Origin of the sequence: Pseudokineococcus basanitobsidens (genome assembly GCF_037482545.1) — a bacterium.
GTDB lineage: Bacteria > Actinomycetota > Actinomycetes > Actinomycetales > Quadrisphaeraceae > Pseudokineococcus > Pseudokineococcus basanitobsidens.
In genome coordinates, this window is sequence record NZ_JBBIAA010000001.1 from 441,979 (window position 1) to 458,066 (window position 16,088).

General features: G+C 76.3%; 18 protein-coding genes. All 18 read left to right on the forward strand.

The genetic code is table 11. The features are described 5' to 3' along the window. Positions 1–57 precede the first annotated feature (57 nt). The 18 genes from WDZ17_RS01965 to csrA all read left to right on the forward strand — a co-directional run bounded on the left by WDZ17_RS01965 (position 58) and on the right by csrA (position 16,069). Entirely contained in the window at positions 58–933 is an 876-nt protein-coding gene (locus WDZ17_RS01965) for a flagellar hook-basal body complex protein (protein WP_339573454.1), read from the forward strand. 156 nt (positions 934–1,089) lie between these two features. After that, a complete protein-coding gene (locus tag WDZ17_RS01970) occupies positions 1,090–1,401 on the forward strand; it encodes a flagellar FlbD family protein (RefSeq protein WP_339573455.1) in 312 nt (103 codons plus the stop codon). After that, entirely contained in the window at positions 1,401–2,171 is a 771-nt protein-coding gene (locus WDZ17_RS01975) for a motility protein A (RefSeq protein WP_339573456.1), read from the forward strand. The genes WDZ17_RS01970 and WDZ17_RS01975 overlap by 1 nt, the downstream gene beginning before the upstream one ends. After that, positions 2,168–3,169: a flagellar motor protein MotB gene (locus WDZ17_RS01980; protein WP_339573457.1), complete on the forward strand. Its 1,002-nt coding sequence runs from the start codon at positions 2,168–2,170 to the stop codon at positions 3,167–3,169. Before WDZ17_RS01975 ends, WDZ17_RS01980 begins: the two co-directional genes overlap by 4 nt. Before the next feature lie 67 nt (positions 3,170–3,236). Then, complete coding sequence (locus tag WDZ17_RS01985) at positions 3,237–3,692, forward strand: flagellar basal body-associated FliL family protein (RefSeq protein WP_339573458.1); 456 nt, start codon at positions 3,237–3,239, stop codon at positions 3,690–3,692. Between the two features lie 99 nt (positions 3,693–3,791). Beyond that, complete coding sequence (locus WDZ17_RS01990; protein ID WP_339573459.1) at positions 3,792–4,736, forward strand: flagellar motor switch protein FliM; 945 nt, start codon at positions 3,792–3,794, stop codon at positions 4,734–4,736. Further along, complete coding sequence (gene fliN, locus WDZ17_RS01995; protein WP_339573460.1) at positions 4,733–5,455, forward strand: flagellar motor switch protein FliN; 723 nt, start codon at positions 4,733–4,735, stop codon at positions 5,453–5,455. The genes WDZ17_RS01990 and fliN overlap by 4 nt, the downstream gene beginning before the upstream one ends. Positions 5,456–5,639: 184 nt before the next feature. Next, the gene (locus WDZ17_RS02000; RefSeq protein WP_339573461.1) at positions 5,640–6,152 is read left to right on the forward strand and encodes a FliO/MopB family protein; all 513 of its coding nucleotides are present in this window, start codon (positions 5,640–5,642) and stop codon (positions 6,150–6,152) included. Continuing rightward, positions 6,149–6,997 carry a flagellar type III secretion system pore protein FliP gene (gene fliP, locus WDZ17_RS02005; RefSeq protein ID WP_339573462.1) on the forward strand — a complete coding sequence of 283 codons (849 nt, stop codon included), beginning with the start codon at positions 6,149–6,151 and terminating at the stop codon, positions 6,995–6,997. The genes WDZ17_RS02000 and fliP overlap by 4 nt, the downstream gene beginning before the upstream one ends. Beyond that, positions 6,997–7,275 (forward strand): flagellar biosynthetic protein FliQ, encoded by a 279-nt coding sequence (locus WDZ17_RS02010; RefSeq protein WP_339573463.1) that lies wholly within the window; start codon positions 6,997–6,999, stop codon positions 7,273–7,275. The genes fliP and WDZ17_RS02010 overlap by 1 nt, the downstream gene beginning before the upstream one ends. A gap of 4 nt (positions 7,276–7,279) precedes the next feature. Then, complete coding sequence (locus WDZ17_RS02015; protein WP_339573464.1) at positions 7,280–8,059, forward strand: flagellar biosynthetic protein FliR; 780 nt, start codon at positions 7,280–7,282, stop codon at positions 8,057–8,059. Between the two features lie 42 nt (positions 8,060–8,101). Next, on the forward strand, positions 8,102–9,190 hold the full coding sequence (locus WDZ17_RS02020) for an EscU/YscU/HrcU family type III secretion system export apparatus switch protein (RefSeq protein ID WP_339573465.1): 1,089 nt from the start codon (positions 8,102–8,104) through the stop codon (positions 9,188–9,190). 44 nt (positions 9,191–9,234) lie between these two features. Further along, positions 9,235–10,419, forward strand: coding sequence for a glycosyltransferase (locus WDZ17_RS02025; RefSeq protein ID WP_339573466.1), 1,185 nt, complete (start codon positions 9,235–9,237; stop codon positions 10,417–10,419). A 112-nt stretch (positions 10,420–10,531) separates the two neighbouring features. Further along, positions 10,532–11,410: an SDR family oxidoreductase gene (locus WDZ17_RS02030; protein ID WP_339573467.1), complete on the forward strand. Its 879-nt coding sequence runs from the start codon at positions 10,532–10,534 to the stop codon at positions 11,408–11,410. Between the two features lie 225 nt (positions 11,411–11,635). After that, the gene (gene flhA, locus WDZ17_RS02035) at positions 11,636–13,708 is read left to right on the forward strand and encodes a flagellar biosynthesis protein FlhA (RefSeq protein WP_339573468.1); all 2,073 of its coding nucleotides are present in this window, start codon (positions 11,636–11,638) and stop codon (positions 13,706–13,708) included. A 4-nt stretch (positions 13,709–13,712) separates the two neighbouring features. Beyond that, on the forward strand, positions 13,713–15,482 hold the full coding sequence (locus tag WDZ17_RS02040) for a hypothetical protein (RefSeq protein ID WP_339573469.1): 1,770 nt from the start codon (positions 13,713–13,715) through the stop codon (positions 15,480–15,482). Next, a complete protein-coding gene (locus WDZ17_RS02045) occupies positions 15,479–15,763 on the forward strand; it encodes a hypothetical protein (RefSeq protein WP_339573470.1) in 285 nt (94 codons plus the stop codon). The genes WDZ17_RS02040 and WDZ17_RS02045 overlap by 4 nt, the downstream gene beginning before the upstream one ends. Before the next feature lie 24 nt (positions 15,764–15,787). Beyond that, positions 15,788–16,069, forward strand: a complete 282-nt coding sequence (gene csrA / locus WDZ17_RS02050; protein ID WP_339573471.1) for a carbon storage regulator CsrA — start codon at positions 15,788–15,790, stop codon at positions 16,067–16,069. The last annotated feature ends 19 nt before the right edge of the window (positions 16,070–16,088 follow it).

Below are 16,088 nucleotides of genomic sequence, written 5' to 3' on the forward strand. Positions count from 1 at the left end.
CGCCCGACCCGTCCCACCCGACCCAGACCCAGCACCACCCGCCTGAGGAGGCGCCTCGTGCTCCGTTCCCTGTTCACCGGCATCAGCGGCCTGCGGGCCCACCAGATGATGATGGACGTCACCGGCAACAACATCGCCAACGTCAACACGACGGGCTTCAAGGGCTCGCAGGTGACGTTCCAGGACACCTTCAGCCAGCTGCTCGAGGGGGCGGCCGCTCCCCAGAACGCCAACCAGGGCGGCACGAACCCCTCGCAGGTGGGCCTCGGCGTCCGCGTCGCCGGCATGAGCACGAACTACGGGCAGGGCTCCACGCAGGTGACCGGCCGCAACACCGACCTCAGCATCGGCGGCGAGGGCTTCTTCGTCGTCAACGCCGGCGGCGAGCAGATGTACACGCGCGCCGGCTCCTTCAACTTCGACCGCGACGGGACCCTCGTGACGCCCGAGGGCAACCCCGTGCAGGGCTGGCAGGCCGGCCCGGGCGGCGCCATCGCCGGTGCCGGGGACGCCGGCGCCATGGGCCCCATCTCCCTCGCCGCGGCGACGGGCCCGGGCGAGTCGCTGACCGCCTACAAGATCGGCTCCGACGGCGTCATCACCGGCGTCTTCAAGGCGGACGGACCCAACGGTGCCGTCACCCAGCGCAGCGTCGGGCAGGTCGCGATCGCGACCTTCACCAACAACGGCGGCCTGGAGAAGGCGGGCGCCTCGAACTACCGGGAGAGCGTCAACTCCGGCGCCGTCGTCATCGACGTCCCGGGCCAGGGCGCCAACGGCACCCTGGCGGCCGGCGCGCTGGAGATGTCGAACGTCGACCTCGCCCAGGAGTTCACCAACCTCATCATCGCCCAGCGCGGCTTCCAGGCGAACTCCCGCGTCATCACCACCTCCGACGAGCTGCTCCAGGAGCTCGTCAACCTCAAGCGCTGACGCTCCCCACCGGCGCCCCGCAGCACGGCCATCGGCCGCCGCCCGCCCTCGCTCAGGAGGGCGCGGCGGCGGCCGATGAGGAGCACGAGGCCCACGGACGGGCCCCCCACCGGGCGGTGGCGCACCGCCCCGCCGCTCGCCCACGGACGGACACCCATGATCATCCTGACCCGCCTCGCGGGCTCGCGCTTCGCGGTCAACCCCGACCTGCTGGAACGCGTCGAGTCCACCCCCGACACGGTCCTCACGCTGCTCGACGGCACGAAGTACGTCGTCGCCGAGCCCGTCGAGGACGTCGTCGCCCGCGTCACCGACTACCGGGCGACCGTCATCGCGACCGCCCGACGCCTCGCCGAGCAGCAGGAGCTGGCCTCCGCGAGCCCGGAGAGCGCCTCCGCGGCCTGGCCGGACGACGTCACCCCCCAGCTCGCGCCGGCCGTGCCGCTGCGCCGCCGCAGGAGGTCGTGATGGACCCCGCGAGCATCATCGGCATCCTGCTCTGCCTCGGCGCCATCCTCACCATGATGATCATGGAGGGCGGCAACCCGCTGGCGATCTTCCTGCCGCCCCCGATGATCCTGGTCTTCGGCGGCACCTTCGGCGTCGCGATCGCCGGCGGCCTGCTCAAGGACGCCAAGGCCGTCGTCGGCAGCCTCAAGAAGGCCTTCCTCTCCCCGCCCAAGAAGATGGACGAGACGGTCGCGACGATCGTCTCCCTCGCCGAGCGGGCGCGCCGCGAGGGGCTCCTGGCCCTCGAGGACGCCGTCAAGGAGGTGGACGACGACTTCCTGCGCGACGGGCTGCAGGCCGCGGTCGACGGCACCGACCCCGAGGACCTGCGCACGATGCTGCTGGACCGCAGCGACCAGCGGGCCGCGGCGGACAAGCGCTCGGCGAAGTTCTTCAGCGACATGGGCGGCTACGCGCCGACCATCGGCATCATCGGCACCGTCATCTCGCTCGTCCACGTGCTCGAGAACCTCTCCGACCCGGGTGGTCTCGGCCACATGATCGCCGGCGCCTTCGTCGCGACGCTCTGGGGAGTGCTCTCCGCCAACGTCTTCTGGATGCCGATCTCGAACCGCCTCAAGCGGCTCGCCGAGGTCGAGGCGGCGCAGATGAACCTCGTCGTCGAGGGCGTGCTCGCCATCCAGGCCGGCTCGAACCCGCGCCTGGTCAAGCAGCGCCTCGCCAGCCTCGTGCCGGAGGGCGAGCTGCCGAAGGAGGAGGCGGCGTGAGCGCCGGCGGCGCCCACGGGCGCGCCCGGCGCGGCGGCGGCCACGACGAGGGCGGCCACGACGGCCCGGACGAGCGCTGGCTCGTCAGCTACGCCGACATGATCACCGTGCTCATGGCGCTGTTCATCGTCCTGTTCGCCATCAGCCAGGTCGACGCGCAGAAGTTCCTCGAGCTGCGCCAGGGCCTCGCCGACGGTGTCGGCGCCAGCGCGACGATCCCCGTCGACGGCGGCTCCGGCCTGCTCGAGAGCAACGGGTCCGTGGCGGCGCCGGCGTCGCCGCAGGTGTCGGTGCAGAACGAGTCGCTCGACGTCTCCGCCGGCGCCTCCGGGGCGTCGGCGGGGTCGGCCGCCGACAGCGCCGGCCCGGCGATGGACGCCGCCCGCGAGGAGGTGCAGCGCCTGGACGACCTGCAGCGGCAGCTCGACGCGGCGCTGCAGAGCGGCGGCCTGGGGGACCGGGTGGACTTCCGCGTCACCGACCGCGGCCTCGTCGGCGCGATCGTGGCCGACGACGTCTTCTTCGAGTCCAGCAGCGCCGTCATCCGGGAGACCGGCCAGGACGTCCTCGACGCCATGGCCCCCGTGCTCGCGGACGCCCCGCAGCCCCTGGACCTCGAGGGCCACACCAACAGCCTGCCCGTCCGCGGCGGGGTGTACCCCAGCAACTGGGAGCTGTCGGCCGCCCGGGCCGCCGCCGTCGTCCGGTACCTCCAGGCCGACGGCATCGCCCCCGAGCGCATGACGGCGCTCGGCTACGGCGAGACGCGCCCCCTGTACCCCGGGGGCGACGAGAAGGCCCTCACCGGCAACCGCCGGGTCGACCTCGTCGTCGTCTCCGACCAGCCGGCCGAGGTCAAGGCCCTGCTGCCGAAGGCGCAGGCCGAGCTCGACGCCGGCGCGGCCCCGCCCGCGGTCGACGTCGCCCCCCAGCCGGTCGCCGTCGCCCCCGCGGTCGAGGCCTCCGCCGCCGACACCGCCGCCGCGGACGGGCACTGAGATGCCGCCCGCCCGCCCCGTCACCGCCCGCACCACCGCCACCCCGACGTCCTCCCCGGAGAAGACCATGGCCAGCAAGACCGCCGCCCCCGCCGAGAGCGAGGCGCCCGCGAAGAAGTCGAAGAAGCCCCTCCTGCTGGGGGCCGTCGTGCTCCTGCTCGTCGTCGCCGCCGCGGTGTGGTTCTTCGTGCTCCGGGCCCCGGCCGACGCCGAGGCCGCCGCGGAGGAGCCGGAGCCCGAGAAGGGGGAGGTCGTCACGCTCGAGCCGGTCTCCGTGAACCTCGCGGACGGCTCCTACCTCCGCCTCGGCCTCGCGCTCCAGCAGACCGCCGACGCCGCCCACGAGGCCGACGGCAGCGAGGCGCTGGACCTCGCGATCACCACGTTCTCCGGCCGCACGGTGGAGGAGCTGGCGAAGCCGGAGGTCCGCGACGAGCTCAAGCACCAGCTCCTGGAGCAGGTCGAGCACGCCTACCACGACGAGGTCATGGACCTGTACTTCACCGAGTTCGTCACCCAGTAGGCCCCGCCCACGGCGGTGGGGGCGCGCGGCGCGCCGGGCTCGCGAGGAGCCCGGCGTGTCGCGCTCAAGGACCGCGGCGGCGCGGCCGATGACGTGCTCGTGCCCACCACCCGAACAGCGCAGCCGGCGCCGCCGCGCCCCGGCAGCGCCCGCGCCCGGCGCCGGGGCGCGGTGGTCCCCTGGGACTTCCGCGCCTCCGGCCGCATGGCGCGCGAGCACCTGCGGGTGCTCGAGCTCGCCTTCGAGACCCTCGCCCGGCAGTGGACGACGCAGATGGTCACGCGCCTGCGCGTCGACGTCGGCGTCGAGCTGCGCGCCGTCGAGCAGACGACCTACGACGAGCACGCGGGCACGCTGCCCGTGCCGTCACCGCTGGTCGTCCTCGGGACGGACGTCGGCGCCGCCGGGCTGCTCCACATCCCGGCCGAGCTCGTCCTCGCCGTCGTCGACCACGGGCTCGGCGGTCCGGGCGGCCACCAGGAGCCACGCGAGCTCACCGAGCTCGAGGTCGGCGTGCTGCGCGACCTCGGCGACAAGGCGATGACGGCGCTCGAGTACGCCTTCGCCACCATCACGCCGCTCGGTGCGCACCGCACCGGGACCGAGCAGATCCCCCAGCTCGCCCAGGCCGCCCAGGCCTCCGACCAGGTCGTCGTCGCCCACCTCGGCGTGACCGTCGGCCCGACGACGGCCGAGGCGACCCTGGCGCTCGTCCTCGCCCCGCTGCAGGCCCGGCTCGGCGCCGGCAGCGCGCCGACGTCGCGCTCGAGCGAGGAGCTCGCCGCCGAGGCCCGCGCCCAGGCCGCCGTCGCGGGCGCCATGCCCGAGGTGCCCGTCGACGTCGGCCTGCGGCTCACGCCCGCCCGCACGACGTCCGACCGCGTGCTGGCCCTCTCGGTCGGCGACGTCGTCCCGCTGGGCCATCCCACGCACCGCCCCCTCGAGGTCGTCGTCGCCGGGCTGGTCGTCGCCCGCGCCGTGCCCACGGCCTCCGCCACCCGTCTCGCCTGCATGGTCGTGTCCACCGAGGAGGACCCGCGATGAGCACCACCACCGACGCCCCCGTCTTCGCCCTCGACGAGGTCGTCGCCGCGGCGGCGGCCTCGGCCGGGCTCGTGCCCGCCCCCGCCGCGCTCGTCGTCGACCCCGCCGCGGACGGCGCCCCGTCCACCTGGCCGGACCCGTCGGCGCCCGCCGTCACCGCGACCTTCTCCGGCGCCCGCAGCGGGGCCGTCGTCCTCGTCCTCGACGGCGCGACGAGCGCTGCGCTGCAGGCCGACCCGGCGGGCATGGCGGACGGCGACCTCGCCGAGGCGCTGCGCCCGGCGCTCGAGGCGGCGGCGGGCACCCTCGGGCCCGTCGCGCTCGGCCCCGTGCGGGCCACGACCGCCGGCGAGGCCGAGCTCGCCGCGGCGCCCGTCGTCGCGCTGCTCGCGGCCGGACGACCCGGCGCCTGGGTGTCCCTCGTCGCGACGGGGGACACGGGGGCGCCCGCCGCCGCGACCGCCCTCGGCGGCGCCGCGGGCCTGCACCTGCTGCGCGACGTCGAGATGACCCTGTCGGTGGAGATCGGCCGCGCCCGGATGACGGTGCGCGAGCTGCTCACGCTCGCCCCGGGTCGCGTCGTCGAGCTCGACCGCGCCGCCGGCGCCCCCGCCGACCTGCTCGTCAACGGCCGTCTCGTCGCCCGCGGCGAGGTCGTCGTCGTCGACGAGGACTTCGGCCTGCGCATCACCGAGATCGTCGGCGCCGACCCCTCCTGACCCCGGCGGCCCCTCGGCGCGCTCCGTCCGACGTCGGCGACGACGTCGGCCTGGGTGGGGCGCCTGTCTCGACGTCGGCGACGACGTCCTCGGGGGGCGAGCGGGCTGAGGCGTCTCGCCCTGACCACCCGAAGGCCCACCCGACCGGCTCAACCTCGAGCCCCGACGTGCCGAGAGGACTGGCATGGACACCCCGGACGCCCTCGGGCTGCTGCTGCGCGTGGCGGGCTCCCTCGTCGCCGTCGTCGGCCTCGTGTGGATGGTCCGACGCGGGATGCTCCGTTCCGGGGGCAGCCGCGCCCGCGCCGCCGTCGGGAGCATCTCCGTGCTGGCCCGCCAGCAGCTCTCGGGCCGCACCAGCGTCGTGCTCGTCCAGGTCGGGTCCACGGGCCTCGTGCTCGGCGTGAGCGACTCCTCGGTCGCGGTGCTCGCGCAGCGCCCCGTCGACGAGCTCCTCGCCCGGCCGGCGGAGCCGGCGCCCGCGCCGTCCCGTCCGGCGCGCTCGCGCGTCGTCCGCCGCGAGCCGGTCGTGCTGCCTGCCTCCGCGACGACGTCGGTCGTCCCCGCCCAGCGCCGTCCCGCCGACGCGGCCGCCTCCGCGCAGGAGACCGCCGGGCCGCTCGCCGGCTCCGCGCTCTCGCCGGCGACGTGGGCGCAGGCCGTGGACGTCGTCCGCGGCCGGACGGCCCGCCGGTGAGCGACCTCCCGGCCCCCGGCGCCGTCCGGAGCCCGCGCCGCCGTCGCCTCGCCCTCCTGGTCGGCGCCGTGCTCCTCGCCGTCGCGGCGCTCTGGCTCCTCGGGGCGACGGCGGCCTCGGCGGCCACCGCGCCGGACGGCCTCGACTCCCTCACCGAGGGGGGCGCCGGCGGACCCGGCGTCTCGGTCCAGGTCGAGGGCGTCGACGGCAAGCCCAGCAGCGCGCTCGTCGTCCTGCTCGGCATCACGGTGCTCTCCGTGGCGCCGGCGCTGCTGCTGATGATGACGAGCTTCACGAAGATCTTCGTCGTCCTGTCGATCACGCGGAACGCGCTGGGGCTCACCGCCGCGCCCCCCAACCAGGTCCTCGCCGGCCTGGCGCTCTTCCTCAGCCTCTTCGTCATGGCCCCGGTGCTCTCGCAGGTCAACGACGCCGGCGTCCAGCCGTTCCTGGCGGGCGACCTGGACCAGACGCAGGCCCTGCAGGCGGGCGTCGCGCCCCTGAAGACGTTCATGCTGGAGCACGTCCGCTCCGACGACCTCGCGCTCATCACGCGCGCCGCCGACCGGCCGAACCCCGAGACGCGCGCCGCGACACCGCTGCTGACGCTGGTGCCGGCGTTCGTGCTCTCCGAGCTGCGCGCCGCCTTCATCATCGGCTTCGTCATCTACGTGCCGTTCCTCGTCATCGACCTCGTCGTCTCGGCGGCGCTGATGTCGATGGGCATGATGATGCTGCCGCCGGTGACGGTCTCCCTGCCCTTCAAGCTCCTGCTCTTCGTCCTCGTGGACGGCTGGGGCCTCGTCATCACCGCCGTCATCGGCAGCTACGGGGGCAGCGGCTGATGGACGACATCGCGGTCCTGCAGGTCGCCGTCCAGGCGATGACCGTCGCGGCGAAGATCTCCGCGCCCATCCTGCTGACGGCGCTGTGCGTGGGCTTCGTCATCTCGCTGTTCCAGTCGGTCACCCAGATCCAGGAGGTGACGCTGAGCTTCGTGCCGAAGGCCATCGCCGTCGGCATCGCGCTGGTCGTCTGCGGCCGCTGGATGATCATCGAGATGGTGAGCTTCACCACCGAGCTGTACGGCCAGATCCCCGGCCTCGTCACCGGGACCGGCTGACGGCGTGGAGGTCTCGCTCCCGCTGGAGCAGGTGGTCGGGCTGTCCCTGGCGAGCCTGCGGGTGCTCGGCTGGCTGCTCCTGGCGCCGCCGTTCTCCTACAAGGGCTTCCCCGGCCCGGTGAAGGCGCTGCTGGCCCTGGCGCTCGCGCTCGTGGTGCAGCCCGACGTCTCGGCCCTGGTCGAGGGTGGTCTCGGCGCGGGGAGCATCCTGCTCGCGGCCCTGCAGGAGATCCTCGTCGGCACGACGCTCGGGTGGCTCTGCTACCTCGTCTTCGCCGCGGTGCAGAGCGCCGGCGACCTCCTCGACGTCTTCGGCGGCTTCCAGCTGGCCCAGGGCTACGACCCGCTCATGCAGAGCGGGTCCTCGGTGCTCGGGCGGATCTACCAGCTGCTCGCGCTGGCGCTGCTCTTCGCCAGCGGCGGGCACCTGGTCGTGCTGCGCGGGCTGCTGCGCACCTTCGAGGTCCTGCCCGTGGGCCAGAGCATCGACCTGTCCACGGTCGCGCGGGTGGCGACCGAGGGTGTCGCCGGCCTCATGCTCGCGGCGCTGCAGATCGCGGGACCGCTGATCGCCGTCCTCTTCCTCACCGACGTCGGGCTCGGCCTGCTCACCCGCGTGGCGCCGCAGCTCAACGCCTTCGCCCTCGGCTTCCCGCTGAAGATCCTCGTCACGCTCGTGCTCGTGGGCCTCACCGCGACCCTGCTCCCCGACGTCGTGCGCGGCCTCGCCGAGCAGATGGCGGAGACCGTCATGGGCACCGCCCGCGCGAGCGCGGGCGCGTGAGCGCCGGACGCGCGGCCGCGTCGTCGACGGGGAAGGTCCGTCGTGGCCGGTGACTCCGGGGAGAAGACCGAGCAGCCCACCGAGAAGCGGCTCAAGGAGTCGCGCAAGGAGGGGCGGGTCGCGCGCTCGGCCGACGTCGGCGCCTGGCTCGGCATGGCCGCCGCCGGCGTCCTCCTGCCGCTCACCGTCTCGCGCGGGTGGGTGGCCGCGCAGACCTCGCTGCAGCACGTCCGCGACGTCGCGCAGACCCCCGACCCCGAGCTCGCGGTCGCCGCGCTCTCGGAGGGGCTGCGGGCCGTCGCGCTCGTCATGGCGCCGCTGGCGGCCGTCACGGTCGTCGTCGCGATCGCTGCGGCCGCCGCCCAGGGCGGCCTGCACCCCGCGACGAAGAACTTCAAGCCCCAGTTCTCCAAGCTCAGCCCGAAGCAGGGGCTCAAGCGCATCCTCGGGCCCCAGGCCCTGTGGGAGGCGGCCAAGATCCTCCTCAAGTCGGCGGTCCTCGGCACCGTCCTCTGGCTCGCGGTGAAGGCCCTCCTGCCGCTGCTCGTCGGCGCCGGCGCGCTGCCGCTCGGTGCCACGGTCGAGGCGGTACGCGGCGGCACGGCGACGCTCGTCCGCACCGCCGTCGTCGCCGGTCTGGTCCTCGCGCTCGCGGACTACCTCGTGGTCCGGCGGCGGACCATGAAGGGGGTGCGGATGACCCGCAAGGAGGTCATGGACGAGCACAAGCAGTCCGAGGGCGACCCGCAGCTGAAGGGCGCCATCCGCTCCAAGCAGATGGCGATGAGCCGCAACCGGATGATGGCGGAGGTCGCGACGGCGGACGTCGTCCTGCTGAACCCCACGCACGTCGCCGTCGCGCTGCGCTACGAGCCGGGGAAGGGGGCGCCCCGCGTCGTCGCGAAGGGCGCCGGCACCATCGCGGCGAAGATCCGCGAGCGGGCCGCGGAGCACCGGGTGCCGATGGTCGAGGACGTCCCGCTCGCCCGCGCGCTGCACGACGCGTGCCGGCTCGGGCAGGAGGTGCCGGCGGACCTCTACACGGCCGTCGCGCGCGTGCTCGCCTTCGTCATGCGGCTGCGCACGCGCGGCGTCGCCGCCGGGCGCCACCGGATGCCGCAGGCGGCCTGACCGACGACGGCCCCGGGCGGCGGCGCGGCCGCCATGATGTCGCCGTGCGGGTCGCTTTCGTCTCCGAGGTGTGGGCCCCCGAGGTCGACGGGCTGGTGACCCGGCTGGAGCGCACGGTCGAGGCGCTGCGGGCCGACGGGCACGAGGTGCTCGTCGTCGCCCCCACGGCCGGGACCGCCGTGCCGGGGGTCCTGGAGACCCGCACGCGGGGGCTGCGGCTGCCCTTCCTGTACGGGGGGCGGCGCTGGGCGCTGCCCGACGGCGTCGTCGCCCGGGCGCTGCGCGCCTTCGTCCCCGACGTCGTCCACGTCGTCAACCCCGTGCTCATGGGCGTCGTCGGTGCGCGCTGGGCCCTGCCGCGGTACCCGGTCGTCGTCAGCTACCACACGGACGTCGCCACCTACGCCGGCCACTACCACCTGGGGATCTTCGAGGGGGTCGTCCACCGGTCGATGCGGCAGGCGTACCGGCCCGCCGACGTCCGCCTCGCGACGTCGTCGGTGGGGCGGGAGCACCTGGCCGAGATCGGGATCGACGACGTGCGGCTGTGGGCCCGGGGCGTCGACCTGGCGGCCTTCCGCCCCGGGCGGGACGGCTCGGCCCTGCGCGCGCGCCTGCGTGCCCCCGTCCGGCCGGTCGCCGGGGACGACGACGTGCCGGTGGCGCTCCACGTCGGCCGCGTCGCGACCGAGAAGGGCACCGACCGCCTCGCCCGGCTGGCGTCGGCGGAGCCCCCGGTGCACCTCGCGCTCGTGGGGGACGGACCGGACCGCCGGCGCCTGGAGACCGAGCTCGCGGGCCGGCAGGTCACCTTCACCGGCCTGCTGCGCGGTGACGACCTCGCCGACGCCTACGCGGCGGCGGACGCACTGGTCTTCGCCTCGACGACGGACACGCTCGGCCTCGTCCTGCTCGAGGCCATGGCCAGCGGTCTTCCCGTCGTCGCGCTCGACAGCCCGACGTCGCGGGCGACGCTCGCCGGGTACGGGCCCGCGACCTTCGTGGCCCGTGCCGCTCCTCCGGGGGCCTGGAACACCGCCGTCCACGCCGCCTCCGACGCCGCGCGGCGGGCGGGCGACGCACGGGGCGCGGGCTCGCCCGGGCGCACGGCCGTCCGCGCGGCCGCCGCCCGGCCGACGGACGACTGGGCCTGCGCGACCCGCCGGCTCGTCGAGGACGTCTACGCCGACGCCGTGCGCCGGGGAGCCGCGCGCCTCGCCCGGCGCTGACGGGTGCCCGCCCGAGGCGGCGCCCGGCAAGGCCCTGCTCGGGGAAGCACCCCGGTCCCTCCGGTGCTGACCCGGCACGCCGACCGGCGCCGACCGCGACGAGGAGGACCACGTGAGCACAGGGACCGGGACCGGTCAGGACGCCGGCGCGGACGGCGCGACGGTGGCCGTGACGGGCGCGACGGGCGCCGTGGGCGGACGCGTCGCGCGGCTGCTCGCGGACGCGGGGGTCCGCCAGCGCCTGCTCGTGCGCGACCCCGCACGCGCACCTCGGCTGCCCGGGGCGAGCACGGCCACCGCCTCCTTCGAGGACGGCGAGGCCGTCCGCCGGGCGCTCGCCGGCGTCGAGGCCGTGCTCATGGTCTCGGCGGCCGAGCACCCCGACCGGCTCGCGCAGCACCGCACCTTCGTCGACGCCGCGGCCGCGGCCGGGGTGGAGCACCTCGTCTACACCTCCTTCCAGGGCGCGGCGCCCGACGCCGTCTTCACCCTGGCGCGCGACCACTGGGCCACCGAGGAGCACGTGCGGGCCTCGGGGACGCGGCACACCTTCCTGCGCGACAGCTTCTACGCCGAGGCGCTCGTCGCGATGGTCGGCGACGACGGCGTCCTGCGCGGCCCGGCCGGTGACGGGCGCGTCGCGGCGGTGTCCCAGGACGACGTCGCCGCCGCGGCCGCCGCGGTGCTGCGCGACCCGGCGCCGCACGCCGGGGCGACCTACGACGTCACGGGTCCGCAGGCCCTCACGCTCACCGAGGTCGCGCAGGCCGTCGCCGCGGCGACCGGTCGGGAGGTCACCTACCGCGACGAGACGCCCGAGGAGGCGCGCGCCTCCCGCGCCCCCTACGGCGCCCCGGACTGGCTCGTCGACGCCTGGGTCTCCACGTACACGGCCGTCGCCGCCGGGGAGGTCGCCCGCGTCAGCACGGCCGTCGCCGACCTCACCGGCCGGGCGCCGAGGAGCCTGGCCGAGGTGCTGAGCGCGGGCTGAGGGGGACGCGCCCGTCGACACGCCGCGACACGCCCGACACGCCAGACACGCCACGACACGCCACGACACGCCCGGGCACCCGTCCGGCTCAAGGTCTCGCGCGCCGCTGCCGAGGACACCCGTGCCAGGACGGCGCGCAGGGCGGACGGATCCGCAGCGAGAAGTCCCCGGGCACCACCGGGGCGCATCACCGGGGTCGTCGTGCGAGCCCGGGGGAAGGACGTCGTGGGCCGCATCTCCCGCCTGGCCGTCCCCGTCGGCGTCGTCGGCATCGTCCTGCTCCTCGTCGTGCCCGTCCCGGCGCCGCTGATCGACCTGCTCATCGCGACGAACATCACGATCTCGCTCGTCGTGCTGCTCACGGCGATGTACGTGCGCCGTCCGCTGGACTTCTCGATCTTCCCCGCGCTGCTGCTCGTGCTGACGCTGTTCCGGCTCGGCCTCAACGTGGCCTCGACCCGGCTCGTGCTCGCCGACGCGCACGCCGGCAAGGTCATCGAGGCCTTCGGCCACTTCGTCATCTCGGGGTCGCTCGTCATCGGCCTCGTGATCTTCGTGATCCTCGTGATCATCCAGTTCGTCGTCATCACCAACGGCGCCGGCCGCGTCGCCGAGGTCGGCGCGCGCTTCACCCTCGACGCGATGCCCGGCAAGCAGATGGCCATCGACGCCGACCTCAACGCCGGGCTCATCGACGAGGCGACCGCGCGGCAGCGCCGCGCCGACGTCACGGCGGAGGCGGACTTCTACGGCGCGATGGACGGCGGGTCGAAGTTCGTCAAGGGCGACGCGATCGCCGGCATCATCATCACGGTCATCAACCTCGTCGGCGGCTTCGTCATCGGCATGGTCCAGAAGGGCATGTCGCCCGGCGAGTCGCTCGAGACCTACAGCCTGCTGACCGTCGGGGACGGCCTCGTCTCCCAGATCCCCGCGCTGCTGCTCTCGGTCGCGACCGGCCTCGTCGTCACCCGCGCGACGACGCAGGGCGACATGGGCACCGACGCCGCCACGCAGCTGCTGCGCCAGAAGCCGGCCCTGCAGATCGCCGGCGCCGGGATCATCGTCATCGCCCTCGTCCCGGGCATGCCCAAGCTCCCGTTCATGCTGCTGGGCGCGGGCGTCCTGCTCGCCGCCCAGCGGGCCGGCAAGGCGCAGGCGGCCGAGGAGGTCGCCGCGGCGGCCGCCCCCGAGCTGCCCGCCGGCCCGACGCCGGACAGCCCCGAGGGCCTGCTCCAGCAGATGCGCGTCGACCCGCTCGAGGTCGTCCTCGCCCCCGACCTCGTCGACCTCGTCGACACCGGCGCGGGCGGCGACCTGCTGGACCGTGTCCGGGGGCTGCGCCGCAAGACCGCGCTCGAGCTGGGGCTCGTCGTCCCGCCCGTCCGGACCCGCGACAGCATCGACCTGCCGATGTCCTCCTACGCCATCCGCATCTCCGGGGTCGAGGTCGGGCGCGGGCAGGCCCCGCCCGGTCGCGTCCTGGCGCTCGGCGACGACCTCGAGCACCTCCCGGGCACGCCGACGAGCGAGCCGGTCTTCGGCCTCGCCGGCCGGTGGGTGCCCGCCGAGCTGCAGCACCAGGCGGAGATGACCGGCGCCACCGTCGTCGACCGGGCGTCCGTGCTCGTCACCCACCTCGCCGAGGTGGTGCGCACGCACGCGGCCCGGCTGCTCTCCCGCGAGGACGTGCGCGCCCTCGTGGACGCCGTCAAGGTGGACGACCCCGCGGTCGTCGAGGAGCTCGTCCCCGGCGTCATGACGCTGGGGGAGGTGCAGCGCGTGCTGCGGGCGCTGCTGGAGGAGGGCGTCGCCATCCGGGACCTGCCCCGCATCTTCGAGGCGCTGTCCACGCGGGGCCGCGGCGGCGCCGACCTGGACGCGCTCGTCGAGGCCGCCCGCGCCGCGCTGGGGCCCGCCATCGCCGCCAGCGCCGCGCGGGACGGCGTCCTGCGCGTCATCACGCTCGACCCGCTCCTGGAGCACCAGCTCGCGGAGTCGGTCCGGCCGGGCGAGGAGGGCGCGACCCTGTCGCTCGACCCGCGGCGCGCGGAGGCCGTCGTCGAGCAGGCCGACTCGGCGCTGCGGCAGGCCGAGGACCTCGGCTGGTCGCCCGTGCTCGTGTGCGCACCGGTGCTGCGGGCGCCGCTGCGCCGGCTCGTGGGGCTGGCCGTGCCGCGCCTGCCCGTGCTGTCCTACGCGGAGGCGGGCGGCGGCGGCGCCGCGGGGCCCCGCATCGAGACCGTCGGGACGGTGACGGGCGCCGCCCCGGTGCCGGCCGGCGCGCTGGGGGGATGACCCGATGACGACCGTGGTGCTCGAGGGCGACGAGATCGACGAGCTGCTCGCGCGGGTGAGCAGCGAGCACGGCCCGCAGGCGCGCGTGGTGCGCGCCGAGAAGGTGCGCGTCGGCGGGGTCGCCGGCTTCTTCGCGCGCCAACGCTTCGAGGTGGTCGTCGAGGTCGACGACGACGCGGCCGGGCACGAGGACGAGGGGCCGGCCGCCGACGCGGCCGACGAGGAGGAGGACGACGTGCGCGCACGGCAGCAGGACGGGGCGGGAGCGGACGCCCGTCGCGAGGAGGTGCTCGAGGACCTCTTCGACTCGCCCATCGCCCGCGCGCTCGTGCGCGCCCAGGTGCTCGACGACGCGGTGCCGCCGGCCGACGCGGCGGAGAGGGCGGGCCGGGCGCCGGACGGCGCTCCCCGGGCCGCGTCCGCCGGCGCCCCCGCGTCCGGCGGCATGGGTGCCCTGCTCGACGCCGCCGACGCCGAGGACGCGCACCGCCCCGGCCCGACGCCGGTGGCCGGGTCCGGGCGGCACGCCGTCCCGTCGCAGCCGCTCGAGCCCGGCCGCCCCGTCTCGACCGAGAGCGCCGCCTTCGCCGCCGTGCTGGACGCCGTGCGGGACGCCGCCGAGCCCGACGCCGGCCTGCGCGGACGCACGGACGAGCGGGCGGCCGACCGGGTGGACGAGAGGGCGGCCGAGGCGCCGGTGCCGCACGACGCAGGCGCCCCCGCGGGCGGCGCCGCCCGGGGCGGCGGTGACGACGTCGGCCCTGCGGCCGGCCCCGACCCGGTGCCGGCGGGCGCCGCCGTGGCCGAGCTCATGGGCCTGCTCGCCGCCCGGCACGCCGCGGCGCGCGCCGGCGGGGCGTCGCCGGACCAGCCGCCGTCGGCGGACCCCTCGCACGACGAGCCCGACCGTGACGAGCCGGGACCCGAGGAGCCCGCGACGGAGCAGGGCGCGGGCGCCGCACCGCAGGAGGCCGCGGACGGACCCGCGCCCGTCGCCGCGACCCCCGTCGCCGCCACCCCCGCCGCCACCCCTGTCGTCGCCGCGTCGGGCTCGACCCCGGCCGGGGACGACGAGGGCGTGCGCCCCCGCGCCGCTGCCGCCGGGCTGCCTCCCCACCTGCTCGACGCGCTGCCCGCCGGCGCCGGCGCGAGCGACCTGCGGGAGGTGCTGGCGGCCCTGCCCGCCGTGCCCGCGCTGCCCGACGGCGACGGGGACCTCGTCGTCGTCGTCGGCGCGCCGCGGGACGCGCTCGTCGTGGCGCGCTCGGTCGCGAGCCGGCTCGGTCTCGGCCCGGACGGCGTCGTCGTCGCCGCCCGACCGGGTGGCGGGGTCCTGCGCGGCGAGGTCGTCCGCGACGCCGCGGCCGCACGCCGTGCCGCGGCGACCGTCCGCCTCGGCGACGCCCCCGGCGTCGTCGTCGTCCAGGCCGACCACGACCCCGACGACGTCCGCTGGGCGCGCCACGTCGTGACCGCCCTGCGCGCCGACCAGGTGCACGCCGTCGTCGACGCGACCCGCAAGCCCACCGACACCGACCGCTGGTTCGACGCCGTCCTCGCCGGCGACCCGGACGCCGTGCACGTCGTCCGTGCGGCCGGCAGCGCCGACCCGGGCACCGTGCTCGGTCTGGACCTGCCCGTCGCGGGGGTCGACGGGGGCCCGGCGGGCCCCGACGCCTGGGTGGGGCTGCTGCTGCGCGAGCCCGTCGCGCCGCCGGTCGACGCGCCCGTCCGCACCCGGCGGCGCCGGGCCTGCGCCCCCGGTCCCCGGTGAACGTCGGCGCCGTCGCCGCCCTCACGGTGCTGCTGGCCGTGCCCGCGGTCCTGGGCCTCGTCACCGGCGCGACGTCCCCCCTCGGCGCGGCCCTGCGCCTGCTCGCCGCGCTGCTGGCCGCGATGGTCGCCGAGGGGGTGCTGCGGCGGCTCCTCGCGCCGGCGCCCGACGACGTCGGCGACAGCCCCGCCGTCCCGCGGCAGCGCGGCCCCGCGTCGTCCGCGACGCCGCAGGTGCTGCCCGGGGACGTCGCCGAGCGGCTGAGGTCGCCCGGTTCCTGACGGACGCCACCTATGCTCGCCCGCGTGCTGGTCCTGACCCGCCGTGCGGGAGAGAGCATCGTCATCGGCGACGACGTCGTCGTGACGGTGGTCGAGGTGCGTGGCGACGTCGTGCGCCTCGGGATCGACGCCCCCCGCAGCGTCCAGGTGCACCGCGAGGAGGTCTACCGCGCCGTCGTGGAGGCCAACCGGACCGCGGCCGCCGTCACCGACGACGCCGTGGCGGCGCTCGCCGCCGGCCTCGGCAGCGCGCGGCGCCCCGCCGCGGACGGTGCCGCTCAGGACGACGCCCCGCCCGCCGGCTGAGGAGCAGACGCCCGCCTCG

Coding starts and splice junctions, on each gene's coding strand:
- WDZ17_RS01970 (WP_339573455.1), top strand. CDS start 1,090: ATGATCATCCTGACCCGCCTCGCGGGCTCGCGCTTCGCGGTCAACCCC.
- WDZ17_RS01975 (WP_339573456.1), top strand. CDS start 1,401: ATGGACCCCGCGAGCATCATCGGCATCCTGCTCTGCCTCGGCGCCATC.
- WDZ17_RS01985 (WP_339573458.1), top strand. CDS start 3,237: ATGGCCAGCAAGACCGCCGCCCCCGCCGAGAGCGAGGCGCCCGCGAAG.
- fliN (WP_339573460.1), top strand. CDS start 4,733: ATGAGCACCACCACCGACGCCCCCGTCTTCGCCCTCGACGAGGTCGTC.
- WDZ17_RS02000 (WP_339573461.1), top strand. CDS start 5,640: ATGGACACCCCGGACGCCCTCGGGCTGCTGCTGCGCGTGGCGGGCTCC.
- WDZ17_RS02010 (WP_339573463.1), top strand. CDS start 6,997: ATGGACGACATCGCGGTCCTGCAGGTCGCCGTCCAGGCGATGACCGTC.
- WDZ17_RS02040 (WP_339573469.1), top strand. CDS start 13,713: ATGACGACCGTGGTGCTCGAGGGCGACGAGATCGACGAGCTGCTCGCG.